This window comes from Paenibacillus wuxiensis, from assembly GCF_040195695.1.
In the GTDB taxonomy this organism is placed as follows: domain Bacteria; phylum Bacillota; class Bacilli; order Paenibacillales; family Paenibacillaceae; genus Paenibacillus_B; species Paenibacillus_B suaedae.
This window is the reverse complement of the sequence record NZ_JBEFZI010000007.1, coordinates 181,462-204,732: the sequence shown is the minus strand read 5'-3', so window position 1 is coordinate 204,732 and position 23,271 is coordinate 181,462. Positions and strand designations below refer to the sequence as shown.

Here is a 23,271-nt window from a genome sequence, read left to right as displayed (position 1 = left end):
CCGAATTACCGAAAATTTTATTTCCGTCATTATACACCAGAATAGTCGGAATTACTATATGTAAGTATCATCATACCTTCAACTATATTTTTTCGCTGCTTGTTGGGGTCCGTCTTCTAATTTCGTCTCTTTTACTTGTCATATTCCAAAATGAAAGCGATATAAATATGTATCAATAAAACTTGCACTTATTCGATTATAAAGGGGATGTATTGATGTCCAACGTTTCGTATCCGCTTTCAAAGAAATGGATTCGATGCACACTGCTGCTGACACTCAGCTCAACGCTGCTTCTCACCTCGCTTGGATTCACAACTGCCTCTGCCTCGGCTGCTGACGTTACTTCCATTTCAGGCAAAGCTGATATTGTGTACCTGCTAGATGAGAGCTTGTCCGTTGGCGACAGCCGCATTCTGACCAGACAGCAGATTGAATCCCAATGGGATGGAATCGATCCTGACTATACCGCAGACAAGGCGGTTGAGGCTGTCCGTTCCGCACTCCCCGAGAAAGAATACGAAGCATTATTCCCAATGCGCCTTGGTTCGAAAGAGTGGCATGCCTTCAACAAAGATAAGAAAGACTATAATCCCAATCAGACCGACTATTACTCCTATCAAAATCTCATCAATGCCGTCAGCCTTGTAGCCAATGTGAAATACAAAGTTTCGTATCGGGAAGGCAACTATTCTGCTCAAGAAATTTATCGTTTAGAGAAAAAGGGAAAAACCGAAACGCTCATTGTACGCTCCGATGACTTCAATACACCAGAGAACAAGACTAAGCGCATCATCACGCAAATCGTCGATTACGGCGCCTTCTTAAATGAAGGATTGGAGAAGGATCGCAAACGTGATCTCGCGGCACTGCTCGCTAATCTGTCTCATGAGACCGGCGGAGGTTGGGACACGGCTCCGGGAGGCATGCTGCGCTGGGGGCTCTATTGGAATGAGAACATTGCAGGCAGAACGGGACAGAATAAATCGGAGTTCGTAGACCCTGCCAGCAGTAAGGAATATCCGGGTGTTCCAGGCAAGAGATACTACGGCCGTGGGCCAATCATGCTGAGCTGGAATTTCAATTACGGGTTAATGAGTGCCATTATATACGGAGATAAAAATGTGCTGCTTCGAAATCCGGAATGGATTGCGGCCGACGGCAAGCTTGGTTTTGCAACCGCTATCTTATTCTGGATGACACCGCAAGCACCGAAGCCTTCCGCCCATGATGTTATGATTGGCAGATGGAAGCCTGCGGCAGAGGAAAAAGAAAAAGGATTAGGTCCCGCAGGATTCGGGGTTAGCATCATGGTACTCAATGGACTGGAAGCTAATCTGGATGAATCAAATGGAGCCATTAAGCGCCGCATTGGCCACTACTTGGACATCACAAGCAAAATGGGTGTGGATGTTACAGGTGAGAAGCTCAACACACTTGGCATGCAGCCTTTTTGATCGTACGGAGAAGCAAGCTATTAGCGAACTTACCAACAACAAGATCGAGGGGCATTTACATTCAGACATATAATCATTCGGGCATATAATCATTCAAACATCCAATCAATTCAATCATTTAATCAACATCTAATTTACCAAGAAGCACCATCAGATCAGAAACTATCAGCTACCATGTGAACCATGAACAGCCTTCCCTATTGTTAGGAGGAGGCTGTTGTCATGTTTATCATGTTTATCTTCTTTGCTTACTTCTGCAATACCATCGAGATCATTCGATACAGAACTAACGCGGCTTCCGCACGACTCGTAGTTTTTTTCGGCAGAAGCTGCTGATTGGCTCCTTCGATCAATTTCAGCTTCACAAGCGCTGCTGCACTCCGCCGCGCATAATCTGCAATTTGCTCACGATCCGTAAATGTATTCAATTCGTCGCCATTGGCCGATTCATTGATGATTTTCATTTGGCGCAGCGCACGCTCGGTGATGGTCATCCATTGCTCCCGCGTCACTTTTGCCTCAGGCTGGAACTCCTTATCCGTAACCCCCTGAATAAGCCCAGCTTTTTTGGCTATCGCAATGTCATGGTAGTAAGTAGCAGATGGATTGACGTCAACAAAATTCGCATCCGCTTCCGCAGTGAGGCCGAGCATACGAACGAGCATGACGACGAGCTCAGCGCGTGTTATCGCTTGTTCTGGCGCAAATCGATAGGGCGATACGCCATCCAGCACACCGCGTGAGGCAAGTGCTTCAATAGCCTCCTTCGCCCAAGCATGCTTCTGCAAATCCGTGAACTTTGCTACCTTGTATACAACTTTGTAGTCCTCGTCGTCGTAACCAAGGAACTTCATTTTGAGCGCTGAAGGGTCGTAGGTGCTGAATACAACCGGTGTGGTGCTTCCATCCTCATTCACCCGCACGACAGATAAATAGTGTATATGTTGCAGCTGATCGACATTCGGCTCATATGGCAGCTCCATAAGCTTCGGCGCTTGTTGCTCTCTGTTAGGCTGTGGCTTCTTGGATTCTTTCGTTTGCGGCGAGACTGTTGTAGATGTACTGGAACTGCTTCCCCCGCCTGATCCATTGTCTGTTCCGTTCCCAGATCCTTGATCCGCCTTCACCGTAACCGTGGCCTCTGCCTTTAATAGTGTCCCTTCAACAGTTCCATTCACAGTAAAGCTGCCGGTCTTGCTATAAAGACTAGCATCAATCTGATCCCACACCACGGATACCTGCGCCATCGATAAGTCCGAATACGTAGCCGTTACAACAGAAGGCATGGCTGGTGGTGTTCCGACTACTGTCTCTGCGAATACGGGTAATAGACTCGTAATATATGGTGACTGTACAGATGACTCCTTGACATGAATCGTTGCGATCGCTTGAAGATCTGTACCTGCAACCGATCCCGTCACCGTAAATGTTCCCGCCTTCGCATACTGTTCAACCTCAATTGGATTCCATACGACAGATATCTCCGCTACCGTTAAATCCGAATACGTCGCTGTGACGACTGACGGCAGCACTGGTGGTGTTCCGACTTCCGTATCCACAGCTATTGGCGATAAATTCGTAATATATGGTGTGTTTATCGGTTCCTCCGTGACATGAACTGTTGCAACGGCTTGGATATTCGTACTCGCAACCGATCCCGTTACCGTAAATGTTCCCGCCTTCGCATACTGTTCAGCCTCAATCGCATCCCACACGACGGAAATCTCCGCTACTGTCAAATCCGAATACGTCGCAGTGACGACTGTCGGCAGCACTGGAAGCTTTCCGACTACCGTATTTACAACTACCGGTGCAATACTGATTATTTGAGGCTCTCCAGCTATAACGACAGGGATCGCTGCTGTTTCAGCCGTTACGCCATCATAATTTCGTGTCACTTGCAAAATAAGATGAACGATCTGATCCGCAGCTGGACGAACAATCGTACCATCCGGCTGAATAACCATCTCGTTGTCCGACGATTTGATCGAAACCGTGAAGCCTTGCGGCACAGAAGGAAGCGTTACGATCTTATCGTTCTTCCCAGGTTGCTGGATGGATGTAATCCAGTCTGCAATCACGTGTGGAGTGATGGACTTCACAATAATCGATCCCATATCAGGGGCATATTCCGTCGGATTATATAAGGTAATGGAGTTCGAGCCTTTTTTCAACACAATCTGAATGGTTTTGAGCTGTGCTTTATTCCAATCCGTCCCCGTCAATGGCACTTCGATACCTTGCTCCTCATTCGCCCGCACGAACACCGAACGCGGCACGGCAGTTGCATACTCGATCTGCAATTCATAGACGCCATCCCCAGGCACGTTGACTTGTTGAAAAGTAACGGTGTTGTCGTTCCCAGCAGGCCCGCCTACAAATCCAACCACACTCCCAGTCATAAACTGGCCATTGCTTCGCAGTACCGCATTTCCTGTCAATACGGCATTCTTCGCATCATACACGTCGTTAATATTTACAATGCTTCCTGCCGGCACGATAACAGGGATTGCAGCCGTATGGGTACTCACACCGTCAGCCTTCCGCTTTACTTGGAAGATAAGCATAACTTCTTCCGCTTGGCTCGTTGGCAAGATGAGTCCAGTATGATCAATAATATCTGGACGCTTCGATTCAAGCAGCTCGATCTCATAGCCCTCCGGCACTGGTGGCAGCGTTAAACGAGTCGCATTCTTCGCAGGCGCTGGAACTGACTTCAATCCCGCAGCGATTGTCTGTATTGGATCCATTGTTTCCTGATTCGCTGGAGCAAGGAATACTGTCGTTCCCGCTGCTAAGGTTAATGTGACGGTGTCTCCAGCAGTCGGCAGCCCTCGCTCGATCAATCTCGGCAAGCCCAAGCCGATCTCGAATACGTCAACCGCCTGCACGCCCGCCCATCCAGCAGGCAGCTTCCAGCTCCTATCCTTGTAGCCATCCTGGCTAAACGCGAAAATCTCTAGTTTATCCTTGCGCCATAAAGCGGGTACGAACATATCCTTACCATCTGCAATCGTCACATCGCCGTGCATCACAACACGCTTGCCGTTCTGCTCAGAACTCGTCACTCCATCTGAAAATTGCACGGTGCTCGTTGATCCATTATAAGAGAGACGTTCGAATTGATTAAGATACTGCCAGAGCAGCGTAGTTGTACTGAATTCCTGCAAAAATCCCGTTAGCCTCATCTTGTCTTTTTTGACAATGTCTTCGCCATGCATGCTCGTGCCGAACAACTCATTGCCGCCTTTTCCACCGACAGCAAGTGCTGCAGGCAGCTTCATCTGACTGTCGAACGAACGCCAATCCGCCCACCACGCCATCGGCTGCAGACCGAATAACGGATCACCGCGGTAGCCATGGAAATACTCGCTCGTAACATCCATTCCTTTATCGTGCCAGTAACGCATAATCTTTTTCTGAGTTTCACTTTCCTGTCGATACGTTGTCTTATGATATGGATCTGCATTACCAACGGAAGGAGCCCACTCTACTGGACTCGTTACGAATGCATCGATATGAATCGTCTTTCCATGAAGCAGCTCCGGAATCTTCGCAAGCAAGTCATCGATATTGCGCTGGAATAGCCCTGCTTCCCAAGCGCGTGTCAGATTGATTTTGTAGCTCTGGCCGCTTACCCAATGGCCTCCCTTTATAAGCTCACCGTTCTCTTCCTTGCGAATGAGATCCTTATTGACGAATTCCTCCCATTGCGGGCTATCTTGATAGGCGTCCGTCATATTGATGTGGAAGCTGATCGTCGTATTGTACTTCTCCGCCTCATCCATGAACCATTTCAGGCTGTCCAGTGCAGTAGCATCACCTGGTCGCTTCAGCTTCGGATTGACGACATTCCAATCTGGATATTTCGAATCGTGGCCATCATGCTGCCAGCCAACCAAATAGATGATTTTCGGCATGCCGCGCGTCAGGTGATCCATCTTCTTGATCGCTTCCAGCGCTTCATCCAGCGTTAATTCTATTTTCCCGTTGTCTCCCAAATATAGCTTCATCGTTAAAGTGCCCGTGTAATCTCGCAAAAATGGCCGCGCAGGCTCAGGCTTAATCGTCAGCTTCAATGTATCAGTCAAGCGAATACCGTCTCTAACTACTTCCACGCCGATCTGGACTTCACCAACATCCTGTGTCCCTGCCCTTGCTAGTCCATCATCCCCGATGGTGAACATATCGATAGGAGCGCTATATGCAATTGTCGTCTTTGAATCATGCCGCAAGTCAATCTCGCTGCCATCCTTCAGCCAGCCTGTCACCTGCAGCTGCGTCACACCGTCCAAAGGCACTGATGTATCGTCAGCGGATAGCTTAACCGATACAAGTGGATTGTCATTATCAGCTGTCCCTTGGGCTTGAATCATACCGCCGGGAGTGAATAAGCCCAACACCATAGCAAGAACAAGTGCTAATGAAGTGATCCTTGCACTCGATTTCTTCCTGAACATGATTAACCCCCTTCGCATTCCTAGTTGTTGTAGCCCCGTCCTTGTTGCCTTGATCTTGGTTTCTTTGTAACTTGTTTACCTTGACCATACCTCCTTTCTTTGCTGTTGCTGCTACCCTTTAATCGCCCCGTCTACCATCCCTTTCACGAAATATTTTTGCAGAAACAAATACACGACCGTGAGCGGCAGCATCCCAATAAAGCAACCCGCAGCGAGCCAGCTAATATTGCTATGGAACTGCGAGACGAAGCCCGACAGGGCAACCGGAATCGTCATCATCTCTTTCTTCTGCAAGAAGAATACGGAGAATTGATAGTCATTCCACACCTGCACACCGATCAAAATGACCACTGTAGCCGTGATTGGCTTCAGCAAAGGGAAAATAATTCGCAGAAAAATTCCATACCGGCTGCAGCCGTCGATCAGCCCCGCCTCGTCCATCTCTCGCGGAACCGTACTGATAAACCCGGTAAACAAAAATATCGTCATCGGCAGCGCAAAAGTGACTTGTGTCAGAATAATCGCCCAGTATGTATTGATTCCGCCTACGTCTACGATGAATTTGTACAAAGGTACGAGAATCGTCAATGCGGGGACAATTAAGCATGAGATACACAGCGTGTATACGAATCGATTCCATTTGGTCTGATGACGAGCAAGCGGATACGAAGCACACGCACCGATGAACACGACGAGAATAACCGCAGTAACCGTGATAATCCCATTGTTCATAACAGCTCTTCCTAGCTGGGCATCCTGCCATGCATGAATGAAATTATCCACTTGGAGCTGCTGTGAAGGCATCCATTTACTGCTCATATCTTCTATTGGTTTGAAGGACAGATTGACTAAAATGTAAAAAGGGATGCTGTGAATCAGCACGATGAGTACTAGCACTATATATTTGGCAATCTTCACACATCCACTTCCTTCCGACGAAGCAGTACAAGTGATGAAATACTGATGACCGCGATGATGATGAACATCAGATTCCCGAGCGCTGCCGCATAGCCCGCATCCTGACGGGCGAAATACAGATTGTACATCATCGTGGACAAAGACTGCGTCGCATAGCCTGGTCCGCCGTTCGTCATCGCTACTATGACGTCAAACAGCTTCAAACCCCCAATGAGATTAAGCACAATATTGATCGTAATTGCCGGCATAAGCAGCGGAAGCGTAATCCGCATGAATCGGCTCCACCAGCCAGCGCCATCGATATTGGCCGCTTCGTGATACTCTTTCGAAACAGACTGTAAGCCTGCCAAAAAAATAATCATCGCAATCCCCATATACTGGTACGTGTTAACAAGGACAATCATCCATACCGCACGTGAGCCGTTCGACAGCCAATCCACGGCCTCTCCGCCAAATAAACGAATCGCATCATTCAGCGCCCCGCCGTCGTACTGAAAGAAGAAGTAGCTGATGTAGCCCATAATTAAGGGGCTGATAATAACGGGAAGGTACACGATCATACGGATGATGCCCTTCCCTCTTAACTTCTGATCCAGAAACAAGGCGTAAGCAAGCCCCATCACATTTTGAAATAACGTACTTCCGAAGCCGTAAATAAACGTGTTCTGAATCGTCTGAACAATCTTCTTGTCCGACAGCATTAGCTTATATTTTTCGAAGCCGACCCAAGCGTATTGCTGTGAATAGCCGTCCCAATTGGTGAAAGAGATTTTAATCCCCTGGATTAGTGGATAGAAAATGAACACGGCAAACAGCACTAGCGCCGGGACGTACATCAGATTGAGTATTCCAGCAGAATGAACCCATCTGACCATGAAGCCCGAACGCAGCTGCACTCGTCCTTCATGCGTGGATTCTATCTTCGACGGACTTCTAGCCATATGCATCCTCCTAGATGTGAGAAATAGACCCGAAGCAAGACAGATGCAGCCGCGGGTCGATGAATTGCCTATCTGTTATTTAGCAGCACGTAATCTTTCATATTCCTTTTTCATATTTTCCGAGAATTCACGAGGTGTAATGCCGCCAGCCAGCAGATCCTGGCCATTCTTGCACATGACGTCCCACATCCCGTTCGGCAAATACACCCTGTCAAAGTACGGGAACACGCGCAAATCTTTAAACTTCTCAAAGTCAGCAGTCAAGCTGCCCGCGTTGGTGGCTACACCATCAAGCCCAGGAGGGAGCGCATTTGCAGCGGCGACCAAGGCTACGTTCTCCGGCTTGGCGTAATAGGCCACGAATTTACGAGCCGCCTCGCTGTTCGGGGAATCCTTCCACACGCCCCATGTCGTCTTCTCTCCACCTACAAGCGTTGGCGCATCGCCAGCTGCTACCGAATGAATCGGCATCAAGCCTGCTTTCAGATCAGCATTTATTTTCTTTGCTTCTTCGATAAGGAACGGCCCATATATCCCGAATGCAGCTTTTCCTTCTGCGAAGGCTTTAGCGGAATCGCTATATTTCGCAGTCAGCACATCCTTGTTCAGGTACCCTTTCTCTTGCAAGGATAGGAACATTTGCGGCAATGCGTCGAATCGGTTCCAATCGAAGGTTCCGTCGAGCAGTTGTGCTACATTATTCTTCTCAGGGCTTATAAAGACGGACGTCGCATAGAAATCGAAAAATTGTCCGATCGGCCATGAATCCGCGCCTCCGATATGAATTGGCACGACTTCTCCATTGCTCTTCGTCTTGATTTCTTCCGCGGCCTTCATCAATTCATCCCATGTCATCGGAACCTGTATGCCATACTTCTCCAGCACTGCTGCATTGTACACAGGCCCGCCTTTATCTTGATCCATAGGGAGCACGAACACTCTCCCCTGATCGTCGGTTACAGCAGATTTGATGGAGGCGTTAAGCTTGCTTGCCCATTCTTCGCCCTTCAGGTCAGCTAAGTACGCTCCGTAACGAGCCTTGGCCCATCCGTGTGTCGCGAATACATCCGGCAGCTCATTGGATGCCATTTTCATTTTCATAATGTTCTCATACTCCGCACCTGGAGCACTGAAATCCACTTTAATATCTGGATTGTCTTTCATAAATTGATTGGCGATCTCCTGGAGCACCTTCGCTGGCTCGCCAACCACGTTCGTCATAACTGTAAGATTGGCCCCGGTTCCTCCCTTGCTTCCTGCACTCTGACCGGGGTCGCTGCTAGATGCCTTTCCTCCAGCTGCATCCCCGCCCGTACTTCCTGTTCCGCATGCCGCAAGCAGACATGCTGCGATAACAAGCTGTGTGAGCATCTTGAACCAATTGTTCCGTTTCATCTGTATCCCCCTTGCCGACGATATGGTCGTTGATTCCGTTTTCTGTATAGAAGATACCATTTATGATTGCGCTTTCATATGCTATAAACCTACAATTGCTCCGCTCATTTCTACACTGTCGATTTTCGTATTGACGAACCTGCAAGGAGTACATATCCTTTAACTTAAGTGAAGGAGGCTGGCGATTATGGCTGCATTCAAGTCACTACGATCCAAGCTGACGCTCGTATATGGCCTGACCATTGTCACTCCATTTGTCATATTGGCATTTGTTCTTCCCATCTACGCCCAGCACGTGCTCATCAGAGAGACGGAGAAGCTGACGGCAGGAACTCTGCGCGCTATGGCCGGCAATATCGAGACCTATCTGGATGATTTGGAACGGCTGACGGCTTCCCCTTATCTGAATGACAATGTCATACAGGCGCTGAAAATTATTGCCGACAATGTATATGAACATGCAAGCGCATACACGAAGCTTCAGACGGATCGCGCCTTAACAGGCACATTGCCCAATTACTTAATCAATACCCGCAAAGATATTCTCAGCACGCTCATCATTACGATGAACGGGAAAGCCTACCTCACAACCAAGAACAGCAGCATAGACCTCGTTCCCGACTTTCCGTTCCAGTACGAATTATGGTATCAAAAAGCAGTGAAAAGAGATGGGAAAGCTGCATTCATCAGTTCTCATTCGCAGACCTACTTAACGAACCCGTCCAACATTCAGGTATTCTCCGTTTCCCGATTAATTAAAAATCCAGAATCCGGTCAGCCGCTCGCGGTCATATCTGCCGATGCAGATACGAATGTACTCGATCAGATCACGAAGGACATTCCATTTAACGTTAGTTCTGTCGTCGCAATTACGGATGACATGGGAAATGTAATCTATTCAGGCAAGCCGCTGACCGAAGAAATGCTCAAACAACTTCAGACCCGAGGGAATGAAGACGTACAGGACACCAGATTCGTGACCGTAGCCCAGACTATCAAGCCAGCAAATTGGGAAATCACCGTATTCTTATCCAATGACGAGCTTAAGCAAAAGGTACATTGGATTTACATCACGGCAGCATTCATTTCGATTGGCGGCCTCATTGTCACTTTTTTCGTATTCCGCTACTCATCGCAATGGATCGTTAAGCCGATCACGCAGATGAAAGAAGTGATGACGAAAGTCCGCAATGGCAATATGCAGGCGCGTTATGAAGGGGCAGGATCAGACGAGCTGTCTTACCTTGGGCATTCGTTAAATAAAATGGTCATCCAGCTCGATGAGCTCATTAATCGCGAATATAAAGCGGTTCTGGCACAGCAGCATGCAGAATATCGAGCCTTGCAATCGCAAATTCAGCCCCATTTTCTATACAACGTGCTGTCTGGATTCATCGGGTTGAACCGCATCGGCGATACGAAGAGTCTGGAAACGGCCATTCTTTCACTGAGCGGCATGCTGCGCTACATTCTAGAGGATAATCAATGGACAACGGTCGAACACGAATTCAAGTTTCTAACCAAATATGCGCTGCTGCAGCAGCTTCGCTTCCAAGACAGGCTGACGATTCATATTCACTATGATGATGAAGCTGCTGAGTGCCGTATTCCAAAACTGCTCATCCAGCCTCTATTGGAGAACGCCGTCATCCATGGCATTGAACCCGATGATCAAGATCACACCATTCACGTGTCCGCTTCCATCAAGCAGCAAGACAACGACCCGCTTATCTGTATCGAAGTGCGTGACGACGGTGTTGGATTCGATGCGAAGGCGATGCAATCTCAAGCACATGTTGGTCTTGCCAATGTAAATTCGCGATTGAAGCTCGTCTACCCGAACGCACAACTGAGCATTGTAAGCGAGCCTCATATCGGTACTTGCGTAACGATTCAGATTTCGAAGGAGGACAGCTTATCATGAGGATTTTAGTGGCAGACGACGAGGCCTTGGTAAGAGCCAGTTTGCGAAGTATGCTGGCTGAATTGAACTTGCCTGTCCACGTCATCGGAGAAGCCCGTAACGGAGAAGAAGCCCTTCGGTATGTGGCAGAGCGGCAGCCAGACCTTGTGTTCGTCGATATTCGGATGCCGAAGTTGAATGGTCTGGAGGTCATCGCGCAGAGTCGGGATAACTCCCCTCATACGAAGTGGATTATTGTAAGCGGCCATTCGGAATTCCAATATGCGAAGGAAGCGCTGCGTCTTGGCGCATGCAATTATTTATTGAAGCCATTCAGTCTCGATGAGCTTCAGGATAGCCTAATCCGTGCGCAGGAAATCCATGATGCACACATCTTGGATCTCAATCGCAAGCTTGAACATGCCATTCTTTCTTGTATGCATGGCAGCAGCGCCAATCAAGCAGACCTATGTCAGCTTGGGGCACGTCGATACAAAGTCAGCGCGTTCTATTTCGACGGCTGTCTCTCAGAACAAGAGACGCTTTTGCGGCAGCAGCAGTTCCATGAGCAATTGCAGTTGCTCATCCGTAATCAATCTCTTACCACCAGTCTCCATGCCGTCGCATTACCTTTCACTGACGGAAATCCTGCAATCGTATGGTCATGGCCGGCTGCACATCAACAACATGCGGTGGAGTTTCAAAAGGAGATGGAGGATGCTGTCCAGCAAATGTGTAAAGATGAGTTTTCTTCCTCTCCTACCATTACTACCATTCGGATCGAAGAGTGTGCGAAGCTTCAAGAAGCGGCGCAGAAGGTGGAAGAGCTTCAGCGAATCGCTCCCCTTCGCATGCTGTTCCCGATGAAGCACACGTTGGCACTTCACGACCTACTCGAATTGGATCAGCAGCATGAATGGCTCTCTATAAGTCATCTCGGGGAGAGGGTATGCCGATCATTCCGTCAGCAGGACTATCACGGTTATTCTAAAGCCATCGTGTGCATGGAAAAAGAACTTCGCAGAATGCGTGGAACACACTTGGCAGATGGAACCCTTGTTCATCGGATTCAAGAATCCATATCCTATTCGATTGGAATATCGATAGATAAGATAGAAGATCAAGAATGCTGGTTTGTGCAATTGAAAAGTCTCGGGGATCAGATGATAATCCAGCCTCCACGTCATGACAGCATGAACAAAGATATCGTGCAGCAAGTCGTTGCTTTTGTTGACGAGCACTATATGCATAACATTGGAATGAAGCAAATCGCGGATATGTTCCATGTGACGCCGAATTATTTAAGCAGCTTATTTCATAAGAAGCATGGCATACCATTTCTGAAATATGTAACGGAAACAAGAATGTTGAAAGCGAAGGAGTTGCTGCTCAAGGAGCCTCATCTTAAAGTGCAGGAGGTTGCCGAAGCCGTCGGTTATTACAGTGCACGCCATTTTGCAAAGCTGTTCCGGGACTATTATGAGTGCTATCCATCAGAGCTTAAAGAACAGGGAAAATGAAGAAGATGCGATATAAGGTGATGAAAACGTCTGCCGGAGGAGTTTCATGTTAACAACTTAATCATTTGCCAACCTTTGGAACATAGCCTGTAGTTAAAATAGAGAAGTTTCATAGTAACAACTTAATGACTTAGCAACTTTATACGAATTTGGATCGTTAATATATTGATCTACTATATTACTAAATCCCTCTTACTAGGAAGGAGAAAACGTATGCAACCATCCATTACACGCGACTCTCTTACTCACACGTCCTCATCACGACACAAACATACCTTTCGATTGCTGTCTGTCGTTCTCACATTTATGATCCTTTTCACCGCATCGCTAACACCGACTGCCCGTGCTTCCTTAGCAGCCAATTCCACAAAAGAATCTCTGCCAAAATTCATACAAGTCGAGGGAGGATATTATTATTCTATCGCGCTGCGCAGTGACGGCTCTGTATGGGCTTGGGGACGCAATCTCACTGGGGAAATGGGCATCCAAGAAACAGTGACCATTTACGACTCCTATCCGATTCGACTATTTGAGCTGACAGACATCCGTCATATCTCAACGAGCGGAGAAGGTTATCACTTGGCCACGAAAGCCGATGGAACCGTATGGACATGGGGTGCCTCAGGAGACTCTAAAGACGGCCGCCAGCATTCCATTCTGCCACATCAGATTCAAGGAATAAAGCATGCCGTTTCCACAACCGCAACATCCAATAGGGGTGCAGCAGTTCTCGATGACGGGACGGTGTGGTACTGGCCGCGTGCAAAAGGAACAGAGACAGCTCCTGTGAAGCCCGTGCAAGTGAAAGGTCTATCCGAAGTTATTCAAATTGAATCCTCCACAAATAAAATAGTTGCAGTAAAAAAAGATGGTACGGTGTGGAGTTGGTCAGACGCAGCAAAACCAACAAAAATCCAAGGACTTTCTGATATTCGCATGATCTCTGCCGGTCATTCCCTGCTTGCTCTGAACAAGAAGGGAAAGGTATGGAGAATCAAGGAACAAGGGAAGCCTGTCGCCGTTCAGCCCAAGCTGACGATAAAATCGATTCGTACTTATGACGATTACGAACTATTATTAACGACTTCCGGTGAAGTGTACAGCTATGGAGGACGGACACCGACTGGAAAGCAGGGAAAAGTAACCGGTTTGCCTAAAGTTACGGCGATAGCCGCGGGGGCATTCCACAGTCAAGCTATAGCGGAAGATGGAAACGTATGGGGCTGGGGTGGAAATATGTTTTCTTCGATCGGGACAACGAAGAAATTTAAAGACAATATGGTCTATAGCCCTGTTCCTGTAGAACGTACGGCAGACATTTACGTCAATGGCAAGCTCATCAACTCCAGGTATCCTTCTTTCATTCAAACCAATACCGTGCTTCTCCCCGCAGCGACAGTCGCGGCGGCACTCGGTACGAAGCTGCAGTTCAACGCAGAATACGGTGTTGAACTGCCTTACTCTATAACGTACAAGAGCCGAACATTGTCCTTCGGATATGAACAAGATCGCATTGTTTATGACGGTGGGTTCATTGATCGTGAGAAACCTTTAGTCGGTGCAACTGGTACTACCTCCATACCTTATCAGTTGTTAGAAAAAGGACTTGGTCTTCATGTGACCTGGAATCCCAAACTGCTGCAAATTCATATCGACGAAAAAACATCGAACAAATGATTACTAAAACTGAGGATATCGATGGCTGATTCAAATGAACAAGCATGCATTTCCATAAACCTACATATGTATTGGCTGGGTTACGGGAAACTACGGTTAGAAACGATAAAAAAGACGCTGCCTCATTCGGGCAGCGTCTTTTCGCATCCAGATTAACCTTGATTTTGTTCCCAGCGTGCTACTTCTTCTCTTACACGAGGCGCTACTTCTGTTCCAAACAGCCGTATTGCTTCCATAACCTCTTCGTGAGGCATAGTGCCATGCGGCATATGCAGCATGAATCGCGTAACCCCTACGTGCTTACGGAGCTCGATAATTTTTTGGGCTACCGTCTCGGGATCGCCAACATAGAGAGCACCCTCAGGGCTGCAAGCCGCGTCGTAATTCGCTCTCGTATAAGGAGGAGCTCCTTTTTCCTTCGCTCTCACATTCGTTCTTGCAAATGTGGACGGGAAGAACGTCTCGATTGCTTGCTTCTGCTCCTTCGCGACAAATCCATGAGAATGTGAAGCAATCGTTAGACGGCTTACATCGTGGCCTGCTTCCGCAGCAGCTTTCTTGTATAGTTCAGCCTGAGATGCATAATCAAGCGGCTTCACTGGTCCGATGATCGCCAAAACGAATGGAAGTCCCATCTTCCCTGCTCTGACCGCGGATTCCGGACTTCCTGCGCTTCCAATCCACACTGGCAAATGCTCCTGCACAGGACGCGGATAGATGCCTAGTTCATGAATCGCAGGGCGATGCTTCCCGCTCCAGCTTACCTTCTCCGACTTCTGAATCTGCAGCAGCAAATCCAGCTTCTCATCGAACAGCTCTTCATAATCGTTCAGATCACAACCGAACAAAGGGAATGATTCCAGAAACGAACCACGACCAACCATAATTTCTGCACGACCATTAGAGAGGCCATCCACAGTTGCAAAGTCTTGAAATACACGCACAGGATCGGTAGACGACAGGATCGTCACTGCGCTTGTCAACCGAATTCTTGTCGTCTGAGTTGCTGCTGCAGCTAATACAACCGCAGGAGAGGATGCCGCAAAGTCCGGACGATGATGCTCCCCTATCCCATATACATCCAGCCCTACCTGATCTGCGAGGATCATCTCCTCCACCACTTGCCGCAGCCGCTCTGCATGGCTAATCGTGATTCCGGTATTCACATCAGGCGTAGTCTCAACAAACGTGCTTATACCTAGTTCCACTATCCATTTCCTCTTTTCCATTGATGTTCGTGTCGATGTTCATGTTCATATTTACGCACATAGTAGACGGTATATTAATTTATCACTTATTTTCATGATTTCATAGGTTGGAAATGGGATTTCCATTTATTCCCTGTATATAAAAAAGAAATCGAGTTCCATCGTACATGGAACCCTGAATGGCAGCGGCACTATATTCATGAAGAAACGCAGCATCGTTGAGTTTTATGATGACAGAACTACAATGCTGATCAGACGTCAGATTGCCCCTCCCTAATTTCCCATGCGCTTCACGTTTTGGTGTCATTTACCGATACATGATAAGGAAGCTTTTATGAAACCTTCATGATGGAGTGGGAAAATGACCAATCATACAATGGAGTATTGCCCGGAATGCGGGCACAAAATGGAATCCGTGCCGGGGTATGTTACCTGGTGCGAAGAATGCAATTGGAACATCGATCCGGACTGTCGCCCCATCTCTTCACTGGGCCTTGTGGAACGGCTCAATTACCGCATGGGTGTCAAAAAATCACAGCTATTGCTTGAGGAGAATCTGCACACCGAGCGGATTACGTATCCCTTAACCTGGCGTAAAGCGCTCGCTTATTTGTTAGCCGGATGTATCCTTGCAGGTACCTTCAGCCTACCGATTATTGCGGTGTATTGGTTTTTTTATAGCAATTCGTTATTGCTTACCATGCTTGCCATTGTCCCGTTTCTACTATTCATCGGCTTGATGCTGCCCTCCAGGTGGAGACTGTCTGGCCAGCCTTTGCGGCGGGAGGAATATCCCGGATTGTATCGTCTCGCCGATGACATTGCCGCGGCCGTTCAAGCACCTCCGATCGACGAGATTCGGATGACGAATTCATACAATGCGTACTTTACCAAGTTCGGCTGGCGCCGGGCCAAAATCATTGGGATTGGAGTACCTCTATTTTCGGCATTGAGTCTATCGGAGAAGATCGCAATCCTCGCCCACGAGACCGCACATCATGCGCATAAGGATGTGACCCGTTCCTGGTTTATCGTGTCAGCGAGGCGTATTATGGCTTCGTGGTACGATTTCGTATATCCATACTGCGAAGAGGGCGAAGTGCTCAGCCCTATCTCCACACCGTTTCGATATGCCCAGCAGCTGCTGGCCAATCTGATATTCATCCTGTATTACGGGCTCGGTATTACGGTCTGGGATGAGAGCCAGCGCGCCGAGTATTTGGCCGACCGAGTCGCGGGCGAGATTGCAGGAACAGATGCCGCATGCTCGGCCTTAAGCAAATCTCACTTCGCTCCCGTATTCTGGCTGACGGCTGAACAAATCGCACGCTACCGCTTTAATTCGGATTTATTCGGGGAATTCCGCCAAAAGATGGAGCATGTCCCCGCAAGCGAGCAGAAACGAATCCAACGGATTCGCGATTCCATCACTGTACAATTGGATTCCACTCATCCACCGACACCGTACAGATTACAGAGTCTACAGCATCATCAAGTACTGACACCGCGATATGTGCTTGACAGCAACCTGAAAAATCAGCTGGAAGAAGAGTTCGCACGCCTGGAGGAAATAAGCCAGCGCTACTTGCTGAATGATATTCGGGCGGCGTTGTGATGGAGCCTGGTATGAGTAAATAGTAGTAAACAGATGCAAACATTTCAGCCCTTTCGATTTCTATCAGGAAGCCGAAAGGGCTCTGTTCGCAGCTGAAACCGTTATCAATATCCTTGCACTGATCTCTCCTTCGAACTACAATCGAAAGAGCATCCATTTCTTCACATTACTAGATTGAGAGAAGGTTCATCTATGAATGACAAAAGCAAGGAGCTACTGCAGCAAGCCTATGTACATGTCGATGAGCTATCCAAGCATCCTGTCCTCACCCGCTATTGGGATCGATGTTCGCTTGTCGTGAAGGGCAGTGTATCCCGCGGCAACTGCGATCAGTATTCCGATATTGATTTTGTGTTCTTCTGTGACGAAAATATTCGGCAAGCGATTATTCGCGGATATCGGGAAGCAGGACTAAGCACGACAGAAGATGGCGCATTCCAGCCGATTGGAGATTGGGAGGGCCATTATCACTTTGAGTCGTTCACGATGTTAGAAGGATATTACGAGGAAAATAACTATCCGCAAGTGTGGGAATCCCAGCAGGCGATCCCTATTCATGATCCTGAGTCTCGATTCAAGCATACAATTGCGCAGCAATCTGCGCACTTCTTGTCCAATCCGATCAAGGTTATCAAGCCTCTATACCTCAGCTTGCAGCTTACGCTCGATTGGATGCGGCATCCGCTGAAGCGCGGCGATGCGATTTCCACTAGTCTGCACTGCTCCAAGATTGTAAGGGAGCTATGTCAGCTGTCCTATATTTTGGATGGAAAGAGCTATCCACATGACAAGTGGCTGTCTACTTTTTTATCTACTACCCGCTTCGGCAGCTTGCAGGAAGAACGGATTGTATCCTATTTGAGCGTGATACCGACTGGAGGGTCGATTATTCCTCATATGGAGCTGAATGAATATCCATGCTATCAGCGAGCACGGGAGATGATTGACTCCGTGATTCATTTTATCCGCGAGCATTATGGGGATTATCCATGGATTGACGAATGGTACTTATATGGGTAGTTTGTACCTTACCAAGTGGTATACCCAGTTGTTGTATTGATGTCTACAGAGTCTAAAGAGTCGACAGCAGTTTGAGGTTGCACGTACTACTCCGCCATCGACTCTTTCCTCTGCTTCTGAGTAGGTACTGTAGAGGTAGAAGTAGAAGCGAACAATCGTTTTTTTTGATAATCCAGCAAATATACATCTAATTCCTGACTAATCCTCACAACCTCATCATCTTTGAAATCGTTCTTTTCATTGACAATCGAAATAAGTTGCTTTTTAAGTCGTTCGATTTTCTCAAGCATTTGAAGATCATGGGGGCAGTGAAGATAACACATTATGAATCACCTCGCATAATCGGTGTGTAAATGAAGAACATCCCGAATGCTGATTGCAAATCTAGCAACCTACTAACCTTCTCCATGTTGTCTACTCTATCGATGACGCTCATATATTTCGTTTCTTCTTATACGTTGAATATATGTAAAATGTTTCCTGAAAAATAAATGAATTTCGATTTTCAGATACATTCCCTCCATGAGCATCGTTTGCTCCATACAGCAAAAAGACATCGACAGTATCCTTGCTTTGCCGATGCCCTTACCTTCGATTTTCCCGAAATCAATTACTTTTTATCCACATGAAGCAATACCTTCGGATGCACGCTGTACGTGTCTGAAATGCTCTCATCTGAAATGACACCTAGTTGTATCAAGCTCTTTATCTTCGCAGTATCCGGCTTGGACAGCAAGCGCCATACTTCCGGGTCAGGCAGAGCCGCATACAGCTTGGCATCATCATATTGTCTATACTGTTGCTGAACCAGCTTCACATGGAAATTGCCCACGTCTATCTCTGACTCTCCCTGCTCTTCACAGTATTGAATAATATCGCTTCGCAGCGCCGACAGCTCATCCTCAATTTCCTTTTGCTGCTGCTTCAGCTTATAGTATCTCTTTATCTTCTCATTCTCGACCATTGGATCACGCTCCCTCCTTGCACTGTATGCAGGGTGAAGTCGATCTAAGACCGTGTAACCGGGAAAGTGTAAAATTCGATTCGCACGCAAGGGAAGACAATCTGTTCGTCTCCTCAACACTTCGCACTATCTATTCTGTCTGCTAAACTGACACTTGCCTTCATCCTTCCACCACCAGACTCGCCCAAACCTCCTTCATCTTCATAACCCCATAAATTATGTCGTCTTCAGACATTCGAGGGAAATAAAAGTACGCACCATACTGATTCATACCTTTACCAGTTTCTTCCTGAATGCAGGTATCAGACCAGTAAATGCCTTCTTCCGAGCACTTTGTACGAAACGTGACATATTGCTCTATGTTGCCTCGCCACCATCCGAAAATGCTTAATCCGGCATCCGCTTCGATCCAATGGAACAAGTGCGATACATGTGCCGTCAACAGATCCTGCAGCAGCTTGAACTTCTTCCCATACACCCGCTTCATTCTTCGTAGATGCCGTTCATATTGGCCATTGTGCATCCAAGAAGCCAACGTGCGCTGCTCCAGCAAGTTGCTCGGATTCGGCTCGAATACCCCCTTCGCTTTAGCGAACACGGAGACGAGCGATGTCGGCACAACCGCATAACCGATGCGTATATGTGGGAGCAGCGTATTGCTGAAGCTTCCGATATAGATGACTCGACCCTCACTATCTAACACTTTCAACGGCTCCAGCGATTTGCCCCGATGACGGAACACGCTGTCATAATCGTCTTCCAGAATGAGCGCATTATTCTCCGAAGCCCAAGCGAGCAGTTTCTGACGACGCTCCATTGTCAACACAGCCCCTGTCGGAAACTGGCGGTTAGGCGTCACAAGAAGCAGCTTAGCCTGCCAATCGTCCGGTATTATCCCCTGTCCATCAATAGGTGCATGAACACAGCTCGCCCCTAGCGTCTGAAAGATATGTATGGCTCCCGTATATCCCGGATTCTCAACAACTACGCGATCCCCAGGACTAATGAACAACTGTGCCGTCAAAGCGAGTGCCTGCTTCGAACCATTGAACACAATCACCTGACTCGGATCAGCAGCTATGCCCCGTGCTCGTCTTATATATTGGGCAATATTGTCTCTAAGCCTATCATCGCCTAATGTGGACACCAATCGGTTCATTCGGTCACTGCTGTGCAGCAATCTGGCCTGCGCATACAAGCTGCGATTCCACTCTTTATCCGGAAACCATTGTGTACCAGGACCGAACTCTTTGAAATTCGCTACTCTCAAGCCGGCCTTGATGCGCATTCCACTATTTTCATCCCGCCGTTCCTCGATCTCCTTCAGACGCATCCCCCAGTCGGACAATACGTTCAGCTCTTGACAGGGAGTATCAATTCCTCTCTTGGTTGAGGGCTGAAACGCAACAAAGGTTCCCTTTCCCACCCCGCTTGAAATATAACCTTCAGCAGACAACATATCGTACACCTCATTGACAGTTCCCCGAGATAGCCCGAACAGGGCAGCCATTTCCCGGCTCGATGGCAGTCTTGTATCCTTTACAAAGACTTGTGCGGCAATGGAATCTCGGATGGCATGATACAGTGCGAGGCGTTTGGATGGATATTGATCCAGATAGGAATGGTAAGGAATGTGGAATTGCATAAACTCATCCTCCATCACCAATGGTCTAGTAAAACTAATCTAAATTGGATCTTTTTCATTGTCAATTCGTGAGGTAAGCTAAATACTACACAAACAAGATCGAATGGAGTAATCGGAGGAGGCCCTTGTTAATGCGAAGAAAAGAATTCGAAGTCATGGACACAGTGGAAACCGAGCAATTTATGCAAGAAATGAGCTTTGGCATTCTCGGGACGATCAATGAGGATGGATGGCCAGAGCTTACCCCGCTTAATTTTGTATATCACAACGGCTTTATTTATTTTCACGGCAGCGTATCAGGACGCAAGATGAAGAACATCAAGGCAGATCAGCGTGTTACATTCTCTGTGGCGAAGGAGTACGCAATCATTCCCTCCTATTTCACTGAAGCGAAGCTGGCCTGCCCTGCAACAGCATTCTTCAAATCGGTTCTGATCAAAGGCCATGCGGAAAAGGTGTCGGATCTAACAGAGAAAGCGGAAGCATTGACCGCCTTTATGCAGAAGCTGCAGCCAGAGGGGGGCTATGCTCCGATTGATCCAGAGGATCCAGACTATACGGGTCAGATCAAAAGCACCTCCGTTGTCCGCATTAACGTGCATGAGTTATCAGCCAAGTATAAATTCGGGCAAAATATGAAAGAAGAGAAATTTGAAATCGTGTCGAATGGGCTTTTGAACCGTAATGAAGGTCTGGACAAGGAAACCATAGCCATGATGGAAGCATTATGTCCGCATCATCGGAAGAATGACGGCGATTAGATGACGAATTCTAATACGAAGTAAGACACTAAAAATAAAGCCCTGTTGGATTTTATGTAAAATGGAAGTCTTCGCGACACCATTTGTACAGAATAAACCAACAGGGCTATTCACAATTTTTCATTATTAGAGTGCACAGCTTCAAGATGATTTATCAGTGGGTGTCTAACAGCCAACGACTAGAAGAGATAGATATGTAGTAGCTTTGTCTATTGGGAACTCGATACGGTCGTATCTAGAAGTGGAAAATCAACATAATGGTACATCAAACCGCGCGCCAGTCCGGCCTTTGCAGCGATATCACCAACCTCGGCAGCAGAATATCCTTTATCTGCATACACAAGTATGGCTGCTTGCAATATTTCTTGTTTTCGCTGTTTTCGAATTTCTTCGTCCTGTTCCTTTGTACGTGGAGAAAAGACTAACCCTCTTTTCATTGACATTCATGTCATCCAAAGTTATACAAGTATTCATAATAACCATCAACGTAGAGGATGTTTCCAAGAGTGGCTTCTTTAGACGTAGGAAACGAACATATTAGAATAATACCTTTGACGCTTCCTTGGTAAAAGGAAGCAGCTCATCCACTCTTCCATCACGTATTTTTGCAGCCCATGCGGGATCGACGAGCAAAGCCCGGCCTATCGCTACCAAATCAAATTCAGCTTGCTCAAGTCTCTCGATCAAGCCGTCAATGTTTACATTCTGGGCCCCTTTACCCTCCGCAAAGAAACTTAAAAATTCACTGTCTAATCCCACAGAGCCTACAGTTATTACAGGTTTTCCTGTAATCTTCTTCGTCCATCCAGCTAAATTAAGAGAAGAACCTTCGAATTCAGGTTCCCAAAAACGTCGAGTCGAGCAATGAAATACATCTACCCCGGCATCTACCAACGGAGATAAAAATTGAGCCAGCTCATCTGGTGTATAGGCCAATTTAGCCGTAAAGGGTCTTATTTTCCATTGAGAGAAACGGAATATGATCGGGAAGTCTGGGCCAACAGCATCTCTGCAAGCTTTCACAATCTCAACTGCAAAACGCGTCCGTTCTGCGATCCCGCCTCCATACTCGTCCTTTCGTTGGTTCGTTTGTTCCCAGAAAAATTGGTCGATAAGATAGCCATGTGCCCCATGGAGCTCAATACCGTCAAAGCCAATTCTTTGCGCATCTGCTGCACCTTGAGCAAATGCATCCACTACCATGTCAATTTCGTTCTTCGTCATCGGTTCATTCACCTTCAAGCCATCAGCTGTTATACCCGATGGGCCAATAGGCAAAGCCTCTGGATTCGGCGCTTGCCCAACTGCGCGCTGGGTTCCGACATGCCATAGCTGTGGAATAATTCTTCCCCCCGCCTTATGTACCGACTGAACGATCCTAGACCAACCATCTAGTGCGTCTTCTCCATAAAATCTCGGAATATTCGGGTGTGACGCTGCTGCAGGATGATTAATGACTGTACCTTCCGTTATAATAAGCCCAACACCATTCTCTGCACGACGTCTATAGTACGCCTCCACATCCTCCCCTGGAATACCCTCTGGAGAGAACATGCGCGTCATAGGCGCCATGACAATGCGATTGCTCAGCTCTAGTGGGCCAATCGAGAAAGGTTTAAACAAAGCTTCAACTGATGGGGTTTGCTTCATGCTTTTCCTCCTTTTTTCTTTGAAATATACTGCTTGAAATATACTGCCTTTTATCATTATACAATATTTCACATTTAAACTTGACCACGATGGATCCATTTTGTCCACATCATCGGATACAGGATAAAGCCATATCATCT

General features: G+C 47.4%; 17 protein-coding genes. 7 read left to right on the top strand and 10 right to left on the bottom strand.

The genetic code is table 11. From position 1 onward, the window contains the following. The first annotated feature begins 215 nt into the window (after positions 1 to 215). Positions 216 to 1,454, top strand: a complete 1,239-nt coding sequence (locus ABN764_RS17405) for a chitinase (RefSeq protein WP_446672630.1) — start codon at positions 216 to 218, stop codon at positions 1,452 to 1,454. A gap of 248 nt (positions 1,455 to 1,702) precedes the next feature. Here ABN764_RS17405 and ABN764_RS17400 read toward each other — a convergent pair whose 3' ends face one another. The 4 genes from ABN764_RS17400 to ABN764_RS17385 form a co-directional block, all read right to left on the bottom strand. Further along, positions 1,703 to 5,914 (bottom strand): Ig-like domain-containing protein, encoded by a 4,212-nt coding sequence (locus ABN764_RS17400; RefSeq protein ID WP_446672629.1) that lies wholly within the window; start codon positions 5,912 to 5,914, stop codon positions 1,703 to 1,705. A gap of 111 nt (positions 5,915 to 6,025) precedes the next feature. Next, the gene (locus tag ABN764_RS17395) at positions 6,026 to 6,832 is read right to left on the bottom strand and encodes a carbohydrate ABC transporter permease (protein ID WP_446672628.1); all 807 of its coding nucleotides are present in this window, start codon (positions 6,830 to 6,832) and stop codon (positions 6,026 to 6,028) included. After that, positions 6,829 to 7,707 carry a carbohydrate ABC transporter permease gene (locus ABN764_RS17390; RefSeq protein ID WP_446672728.1) on the bottom strand — a complete coding sequence of 293 codons (879 nt, stop codon included), beginning with the start codon at positions 7,705 to 7,707 and terminating at the stop codon, positions 6,829 to 6,831. The genes ABN764_RS17395 and ABN764_RS17390 overlap by 4 nt, the downstream gene beginning before the upstream one ends. 141 nt (positions 7,708 to 7,848) lie before the next feature. Beyond that, positions 7,849 to 9,168, bottom strand: coding sequence for an ABC transporter substrate-binding protein (locus tag ABN764_RS17385; RefSeq protein WP_446672627.1), 1,320 nt, complete (start codon positions 9,166 to 9,168; stop codon positions 7,849 to 7,851). 187 nt (positions 9,169 to 9,355) lie between these two features. On the opposite strand from ABN764_RS17385, the gene ABN764_RS17380 reads away from it, so the two are divergent. The 3 genes from ABN764_RS17380 (at position 9,356) to ABN764_RS17370 (ending at position 14,268) form a co-directional block, all read left to right on the top strand. Next, positions 9,356 to 11,092 (top strand): cache domain-containing sensor histidine kinase, encoded by a 1,737-nt coding sequence (locus ABN764_RS17380; RefSeq protein ID WP_446672626.1) that lies wholly within the window; start codon positions 9,356 to 9,358, stop codon positions 11,090 to 11,092. Further along, complete coding sequence (locus tag ABN764_RS17375) at positions 11,089 to 12,591, top strand: response regulator (protein WP_446672625.1); 1,503 nt, start codon at positions 11,089 to 11,091, stop codon at positions 12,589 to 12,591. Before ABN764_RS17380 ends, ABN764_RS17375 begins: the two co-directional genes overlap by 4 nt. Before the next feature lie 213 nt (positions 12,592 to 12,804). Beyond that, positions 12,805 to 14,268, top strand: a complete 1,464-nt coding sequence (locus ABN764_RS17370) for an RCC1 domain-containing protein (protein ID WP_446672624.1) — start codon at positions 12,805 to 12,807, stop codon at positions 14,266 to 14,268. Between the two features lie 152 nt (positions 14,269 to 14,420). Here ABN764_RS17370 and ABN764_RS17365 read toward each other — a convergent pair whose 3' ends face one another. Beyond that, complete coding sequence (locus ABN764_RS17365) at positions 14,421 to 15,476, bottom strand: LLM class flavin-dependent oxidoreductase (RefSeq protein WP_021257802.1); 1,056 nt, start codon at positions 15,474 to 15,476, stop codon at positions 14,421 to 14,423. 361 nt (positions 15,477 to 15,837) lie between these two features. Here ABN764_RS17365 and ABN764_RS17360 point away from each other — a divergent pair, with 361 nt between their 5' ends. Together ABN764_RS17360 and ABN764_RS17355 are read left to right on the top strand one after the other, a co-directional pair. Then, positions 15,838 to 17,091, top strand: coding sequence for a M48 family metallopeptidase (locus tag ABN764_RS17360; RefSeq protein ID WP_268625871.1), 1,254 nt, complete (start codon positions 15,838 to 15,840; stop codon positions 17,089 to 17,091). Between the two features lie 192 nt (positions 17,092 to 17,283). Next, positions 17,284 to 18,111 carry a hypothetical protein gene (locus ABN764_RS17355; protein WP_446672623.1) on the top strand — a complete coding sequence of 276 codons (828 nt, stop codon included), beginning with the start codon at positions 17,284 to 17,286 and terminating at the stop codon, positions 18,109 to 18,111. An 86-nt stretch (positions 18,112 to 18,197) separates the two neighbouring features. Here ABN764_RS17355 and ABN764_RS17350 read toward each other — a convergent pair whose 3' ends face one another. From ABN764_RS17350 to pdxR, 3 genes are all read right to left on the bottom strand, one after another. Beyond that, the gene (locus tag ABN764_RS17350) at positions 18,198 to 18,401 is read right to left on the bottom strand and encodes an aspartyl-phosphate phosphatase Spo0E family protein (protein ID WP_315745673.1); all 204 of its coding nucleotides are present in this window, start codon (positions 18,399 to 18,401) and stop codon (positions 18,198 to 18,200) included. A 320-nt stretch (positions 18,402 to 18,721) separates the two neighbouring features. Then, positions 18,722 to 19,075, bottom strand: a complete 354-nt coding sequence (locus ABN764_RS17345) for a hypothetical protein (RefSeq protein WP_174810894.1) — start codon at positions 19,073 to 19,075, stop codon at positions 18,722 to 18,724. Between the two features lie 160 nt (positions 19,076 to 19,235). Next, a complete protein-coding gene (pdxR, locus tag ABN764_RS17340; RefSeq protein WP_446672622.1) occupies positions 19,236 to 20,720 on the bottom strand; it encodes a MocR-like pyridoxine biosynthesis transcription factor PdxR in 1,485 nt (494 codons plus the stop codon). A 131-nt stretch (positions 20,721 to 20,851) separates the two neighbouring features. On the opposite strand from pdxR, the gene ABN764_RS17335 reads away from it, so the two are divergent. Next, entirely contained in the window at positions 20,852 to 21,481 is a 630-nt protein-coding gene (locus tag ABN764_RS17335) for a pyridoxamine 5'-phosphate oxidase family protein (RefSeq protein WP_268625875.1), read from the top strand. 209 nt (positions 21,482 to 21,690) lie between these two features. Here ABN764_RS17335 and ABN764_RS17330 read toward each other — a convergent pair whose 3' ends face one another. Continuing rightward, entirely contained in the window at positions 21,691 to 21,924 is a 234-nt protein-coding gene (locus tag ABN764_RS17330) for a TetR/AcrR family transcriptional regulator (RefSeq protein ID WP_446672621.1), read from the bottom strand. Between the two features lie 94 nt (positions 21,925 to 22,018). Continuing rightward, positions 22,019 to 23,131 (bottom strand): NADH:flavin oxidoreductase, encoded by a 1,113-nt coding sequence (locus ABN764_RS17325; RefSeq protein ID WP_446672620.1) that lies wholly within the window; start codon positions 23,129 to 23,131, stop codon positions 22,019 to 22,021. Positions 23,132 to 23,271: the final 140 nt, after the last annotated feature.

Excerpts from the sequence above, each read along its gene's own strand:
- ABN764_RS17405 (WP_446672630.1), top strand. The coding sequence starts at position 216 with ATGTCCAACGTTTCGTATCCGCTTTCAAAGAAATGGATTCGATGCACA.
- ABN764_RS17400 (WP_446672629.1), bottom strand. The coding sequence starts at position 5,914 with ATGTTCAGGAAGAAATCGAGTGCAAGGATCACTTCATTAGCACTTGTT.
- ABN764_RS17390 (WP_446672728.1), bottom strand. The coding sequence starts at position 7,707 with ATGGTCAGATGGGTTCATTCTGCTGGAATACTCAATCTGATGTACGTC.
- ABN764_RS17385 (WP_446672627.1), bottom strand. The coding sequence starts at position 9,168 with ATGAAACGGAACAATTGGTTCAAGATGCTCACACAGCTTGTTATCGCA.
- ABN764_RS17380 (WP_446672626.1), top strand. The coding sequence starts at position 9,356 with ATGGCTGCATTCAAGTCACTACGATCCAAGCTGACGCTCGTATATGGC.
- ABN764_RS17375 (WP_446672625.1), top strand. The coding sequence starts at position 11,089 with ATGAGGATTTTAGTGGCAGACGACGAGGCCTTGGTAAGAGCCAGTTTG.
- ABN764_RS17370 (WP_446672624.1), top strand. The coding sequence starts at position 12,805 with ATGCAACCATCCATTACACGCGACTCTCTTACTCACACGTCCTCATCA.
- ABN764_RS17360 (WP_268625871.1), top strand. The coding sequence starts at position 15,838 with ATGACCAATCATACAATGGAGTATTGCCCGGAATGCGGGCACAAAATG.
- ABN764_RS17355 (WP_446672623.1), top strand. The coding sequence starts at position 17,284 with ATGAATGACAAAAGCAAGGAGCTACTGCAGCAAGCCTATGTACATGTC.
- ABN764_RS17350 (WP_315745673.1), bottom strand. The coding sequence starts at position 18,401 with ATGCTTGAGAAAATCGAACGACTTAAAAAGCAACTTATTTCGATTGTC.
- ABN764_RS17345 (WP_174810894.1), bottom strand. The coding sequence starts at position 19,075 with ATGGTCGAGAATGAGAAGATAAAGAGATACTATAAGCTGAAGCAGCAG.
- pdxR (WP_446672622.1), bottom strand. The coding sequence starts at position 20,720 with ATGCAATTCCACATTCCTTACCATTCCTATCTGGATCAATATCCATCC.
- ABN764_RS17335 (WP_268625875.1), top strand. The coding sequence starts at position 20,852 with ATGCGAAGAAAAGAATTCGAAGTCATGGACACAGTGGAAACCGAGCAA.
- ABN764_RS17330 (WP_446672621.1), bottom strand. The coding sequence starts at position 21,924 with ATGTCAATGAAAAGAGGGTTAGTCTTTTCTCCACGTACAAAGGAACAG.
- ABN764_RS17325 (WP_446672620.1), bottom strand. The coding sequence starts at position 23,131 with ATGAAGCAAACCCCATCAGTTGAAGCTTTGTTTAAACCTTTCTCGATT.